Annotated in this window: 3 rRNA genes; all 3 read left to right on the top strand. The window is 56.2% G+C overall.

What is annotated here, in order from left to right:
• Window positions 1-176 precede the first annotated feature (176 nt).
• Window positions 177-1,709 (top strand): 16S ribosomal RNA (locus ACX80L_RS17635).
• Window positions 1,710-2,287: 578 nt separating this feature from the next.
• A 23S ribosomal RNA gene (locus tag ACX80L_RS17630) occupies window positions 2,288-5,443 on the top strand.
• A gap of 328 nt (window positions 5,444-5,771) precedes the next feature.
• Window positions 5,772-5,888: ribosomal RNA gene (gene rrf / locus ACX80L_RS17625) — 5S ribosomal RNA — on the top strand.
• Together the 16S, 23S and 5S rRNA genes form the textbook arrangement of a ribosomal RNA operon.
• The last annotated feature ends 55 nt before the right edge of the window (window positions 5,889-5,943 follow it).

The following is a 5,943-nucleotide window of genomic DNA, read 5'->3' as shown; positions in this document are numbered from 1 at the left end:
TCCTGTTGTTTGAGAACTCAATAGTGTGCCAAGTTTGTTGATACCGATTGTTTTTTGATTGGTTGAATTTGCTGGTTGCCGCACCCCGTGTGGTGGCTGGTTTTTTTGGCTGGTTTCGAATTTTGTGCAGCGTGGTTGCCCGTTTTCCCGGGTTTCCGTGTTGTGTCTGTAATGCATTTACGGAGAGTTTGATCCTGGCTCAGGATGAACGCTGGCGGCGTGCTTAACACATGCAAGTCGAACGATGAACCTCACTTGTGGGGGGATTAGTGGCGAACGGGTGAGTAACACGTGAGTAACCTGCCCTTGACTCTGGGATAAGCCTGGGAAACCGGGTCTAATACTGGATACGACCTTCTGGCGCATGCCATGTTGGTGGAAAGCTTTTGTGGTTTTGGATGGACTCGCGGCCTATCAGCTTGTTGGTGGGGTAATGGCCTACCAAGGCGACGACGGGTAGCCGGCCTGAGAGGGTGACCGGCCACACTGGGACTGAGACACGGCCCAGACTCCTACGGGAGGCAGCAGTGGGGAATATTGCACAATGGGCGCAAGCCTGATGCAGCGACGCCGCGTGAGGGATGAAGGCCTTCGGGTTGTAAACCTCTTTCAGTAGGGAAGAAGCCGGCCTTTGGGTTGGTGACGGTACCTGCAGAAGAAGCGCCGGCTAACTACGTGCCAGCAGCCGCGGTAATACGTAGGGCGCAAGCGTTATCCGGAATTATTGGGCGTAAAGAGCTCGTAGGCGGTTTGTCGCGTCTGCCGTGAAAGTCCGGGGCTTAACCCCGGATCTGCGGTGGGTACGGGCAGACTAGAGTGCAGTAGGGGAGACTGGAATTCCTGGTGTAGCGGTGAAATGCGCAGATATCAGGAGGAACACCGATGGCGAAGGCAGGTCTCTGGGCTGTAACTGACGCTGAGGAGCGAAAGCATGGGGAGCGAACAGGATTAGATACCCTGGTAGTCCATGCCGTAAACGTTGGGCACTAGGTGTGGGGGACATTCCACGTTTTCCGCGCCGTAGCTAACGCATTAAGTGCCCCGCCTGGGGAGTACGGCCGCAAGGCTAAAACTCAAAGGAATTGACGGGGGCCCGCACAAGCGGCGGAGCATGCGGATTAATTCGATGCAACGCGAAGAACCTTACCAAGGCTTGACATGAACCGGAATGATGCAGAGATGTGTCAGCCACTTGTGGCCGGTTTACAGGTGGTGCATGGTTGTCGTCAGCTCGTGTCGTGAGATGTTGGGTTAAGTCCCGCAACGAGCGCAACCCTCGTTCCATGTTGCCAGCGGGTTATGCCGGGGACTCATGGGAGACTGCCGGGGTCAACTCGGAGGAAGGTGGGGACGACGTCAAATCATCATGCCCCTTATGTCTTGGGCTTCACGCATGCTACAATGGCCGGTACAAAGGGTTGCGATACTGTGAGGTGGAGCTAATCCCAAAAAGCCGGTCTCAGTTCGGATTGAGGTCTGCAACTCGACCTCATGAAGTTGGAGTCGCTAGTAATCGCAGATCAGCAACGCTGCGGTGAATACGTTCCCGGGCCTTGTACACACCGCCCGTCAAGTCACGAAAGTTGGTAACACCCGAAGCCGGTGGCCTAACCCCTTGTGGGAGGGAGCCGTCGAAGGTGGGACCGGCGATTGGGACTAAGTCGTAACAAGGTAGCCGTACCGGAAGGTGCGGCTGGATCACCTCCTTTCTAAGGAGCGCCTCAGGTTCATGTGCTCATCCTGTGTGGTGGGTGTGTGGCTTGCAGGAGTTAGCCCATAGCGCGGGCGTTTGTTCCGCGGTGGGTGCTCATGGGTGGAATATCAACGGATAGGTCCCTGGTGGGTCCTGGTGGCATTCGAGTACGAGCCGGCGTGTCTGTCGTGTCTCCTCCTTCGTGGAGGGGGTGTGTGGGTGCGGTGGTTGTGGAAAGGGTGGTGTCGGGGGTTGTCGGGGGGTGTTTGGCACACTGTTGGGTCCTGAGATAACAGGGCTCTTGTTCTGCGTGTCCTTGTAGGGGTGCTTGTTCCGGGTGTCGGTGATTCGTCGCTGGTGTCCGGGGTGGGTGGTCCTTGCGGGGGTGTCGTGGGGTGGGGGGTTCGGTTGTTTCTGGTTGTTCCTGCGCATGCTGTGTCCGGTCCTTCGGGGTTGGGTGTGGGTGTGACGGGGTTGTTGGTTGAGAACTGCATAGTGGACGCGAGCATCTTAAAAAGAAGCAATTTCTAAGATAAATCTGGTTTCGGACAAATGTTCGGGCCTGGTTTTCTCGATATGTTTTTTGATCTTTGTGGTCAAGTTTTTAAGGGCACACGGTGGATGCCTTGGCATCAGGAGCCGAAGAAGGACGTGGGAATCTGCGATAAGCCTGGGGGAGTTGATAACCGAACTTTGATCCCAGGATGTCCGAATGGGGAAACCCCGCCCGGCGCGCGAGTGACCGGGTGACCCGTATCTGAACACATAGGGTACGTGGAGGGAACGTGGGGAAGTGAAACATCTCAGTACCCACAGGAAGAGAAAACAATAGTGATTCCGTTAGTAGTGGCGAGCGAACGCGGAACAGGCTAAACCAGTGGTGTGTGATAGCCGGCGGGCGTTGCATCACTGGGGTTGTGGGACTTTCCGTTCCAGTTCTGCCGGACTGGTGAAATGAGTGCGTGCGTATAGGTGAACGGGTTTGAAAGCCCGGCCGGAGAGGGTGTAAGTCCCGTAACCGTAATGCGTGACGCCGTTTGGAGAGGATCCCAAGTAGCACGGGGCCCGAGAAATCCCGTGCGAATCTGCCAGGACCACCTGGTAAGCCTAAATACTCCCTGATGACCGATAGCGGACCAGTACCGTGAGGGAAAGGTGAAAAGTACCCCGGGAGGGGAGTGAAACAGTACCTGAAACCGTGTGCCTACAAACCGTCGGAGCAGACTTGTATCTGTGACGGCGTGCCTTTTGAAGAATGAGCCTGCGAGTTAGTGTTACGTCGCGAGGTTAACCCGTGTGGGGAAGCCGTAGCGAAAGCGAGTCTGAATAGGGCGAGCAGAGTGGCGTGATCTAGACCCGAAGCGAAGTGATCTACCCATGGCCAGGTTGAAGCGACGGTAAGACGTCGTGGAGGACCGAACCCACTTCAGTTGAAAATGGAGGGGATGAGCTGTGGGTAGGGGTGAAAGGCCAATCAAACTTCGTGATAGCTGGTTCTCCCCGAAATGCATTTAGGTGCAGCGTTGCGTGTTTCTTACCGGAGGTAGAGCTACTGGATGGCTAATGGGCCCTACAAGGTTACTGACGTCAGCCAAACTCCGAATGCCGGTAAGTGAGAGCGCAGCAGTGAGACTGTGGGGGATAAGCTTCATAGTCGAGAGGGAAACAGCCCAGACCACCAACTAAGGCCCCTAAGCGTGTGCTAAGTGGGAAAGGATGTGGAGTTGCCCAGACAACCAGGAGGTTGGCTTAGAAGCAGCCACCCTTGAAAGAGTGCGTAATAGCTCACTGGTCAAGTGATTCCGCGCCGACAATGTAGCGGGGCTCAAGTACACCGCCGAAGTTGTGGCATTCACATATATCCCAAGCCGGAGACTTGTTCTCTTGGTTCAAGGGTGTGGATGGGTAGGGGAGCGTCGTGTGGGCAGTGAAGTCGCGGTGTAAACCAGCGGTGGAGCCTACACGAGTGAGAATGCAGGCATGAGTAGCGAAAGACGGGTGAGAAACCCGTCCGCCGAATGATCAAGGGTTCCAGGGTCAAGCTAATCTGCCCTGGGTAAGTCGGGACCTAAGGCGAGGCCGACAGGCGTAGTCGATGGACAACGGGTTGATATTCCCGTACCGGCGAAGAACCGCCAATACTGATCGAGGGATACTAACCGCCAGAAGCATGACCGCCCACCCTTGTGGTGACGTGGTTTTTTGTGGATCGCGGGACCTGATCTCGGGAGGTAAGCGTATTAACAGGTGTGACGCAGGAAGGTAGCCAAGCCGGGCGATGGTTGTCCCGGTCTAAGGATGTAGGGCAGGACGTAGGCAAATCCGCGTTCTTGTGTTCGATCACGAGCCTGAGATCTGATGGGACCCCCGTATGGGGGAATTTGGTGATCCTATGCTGCCGAGAAAAGCATCGGCGCGAGGTTCCAGCCGCCCGTACCCCAAACCGACACAGGTGATCAGGTAGAGAATACTAAGGCGATCGAGAGAATTATGGTTAAGGAACTCGGCAAAATGCCCCCGTAACTTCGGGAGAAGGGGGGCCCCAACTGTGATGGTGACTAGCTCACCGGAGCGGATCAGGGCCGCAGAGACCAGGGGGAAGCGACTGTTTACTAAAAACACAGGTCCGTGCGAAGTCGCAAGACGATGTATACGGACTGACTCCTGCCCGGTGCTGGAAGGTTAAGAGGACCGGTTAGTTTCACGCTTGCGTGGGACGAAGCTGGGAATTTAAGCCCCAGTAAACGGCGGTGGTAACTATAACCATCCTAAGGTAGCGAAATTCCTTGTCGGGTAAGTTCCGACCTGCACGAATGGAGTAACGACTTCCCCGCTGTCTCAACCATAAACTCGGCGAAATTGCAGTACGAGTAAAGATGCTCGTTACGCGCAGCAGGACGGAAAGACCCCGAGACCTTCACTATAGTTTGGTATTGGTGTTCGGTGTGGCTTGTGTAGGATAGGTGGGAGACTGTGAAGCGTGGACGCCAGTTCACGTGGAGTCATCGTTGAAATACCACTCTGGTCACTCTGGATATCTAACTTCGGCCCGTAATCCGGGTCAGGGACAGTGCCTGATGGGTAGTTTAACTGGGGCGGTTGCCTCCTAAAAAGTAACGGAGGCGCCCAAAGGTTCCCTCAGCCTGGTTGGCAATCAGGTGGCGAGTGTAAGTGCACAAGGGAGCTTGACTGTGAGAGAGACATCTCAAGCAGGGACGAAAGTCGGGACTAGTGATCCGGCGGCACATTGTGGAATGGCCGTCGCTCAACGGATAAAAGGTACCTCGGGGATAACAGGCTGATCTTGCCCAAGAGTCCATATCGACGGCATGGTTTGGCACCTCGATGTCGGCTCGTCGCATCCTGGGGCTGGAGTAGGTCCCAAGGGTTGGGCTGTTCGCCCATTAAAGCGGTACGCGAGCTGGGTTTAGAACGTCGTGAGACAGTTCGGTCCCTATCCGCTGCGCGCGCAGGAAATTTGAGAAGGGCTGTCCTTAGTACGAGAGGACCGGGACGGACGAACCTCTGGTGTGTCAGTTGTACTGCCAAGTGCACCGCTGATTAGCTACGTTCGGATGGGATAACCGCTGAAAGCATCTAAGCGGGAAGCCTGCTTCAAGATGAGATTTCCATACACCTAGAGTGTGAGAGGCCCCCAGCCAGACCACTGGGTTGATAGGCCGGATGTGGAAGCAGGGACTAACGACCTGTGAAGCTGACCGGTACTAATAAGCCGATAACTTACACCACACACCCACCCCCACCACGGGACGGGCGTGACACCAGGGACCCAGGCAACCGGGCCCCGGAGCCACACCCACCACCCACGGTGACCAACGGGGAGAGTGAAGATCACATGCTACGCGTCCACTATGCGGTTCCCAACCAACAACAGGAACCACCCACCACCACAGAAACCAGGGGTCCAACCCCCGGCACCTGATGGCGGCGGGATAATCGAAGATCGGGCTGAACAGAGCCCACACATCCAGCACGAACGATGTAACCACCAGACTTACCACCATCCGAACCCCCCACCCACAAGAGGGGGGCGCCCGGACGGAACGGTACACAGGGTTACGGCGGTCATAGCGTGGGGGAAACGCCCGGTCCCATTCCGAACCCGGAAGCTAAGACCCACAGCGCCGATGGTACTGCACCCGAGAGAGTGTGGGAGAGTAGGACACCGCCGGACAACACTCCAACGGGAAGGCCCCGCACCACCAGGTGCGGGGCCTTCCCCACTTAAA

The sequence above is a fragment of the Arthrobacter sp. MDT1-48-3 genome, assembly GCF_054511015.1.
Note: the sequence above shows the minus strand (reverse complement) of the source record. Positions and strands in the feature narration are given on the sequence as shown.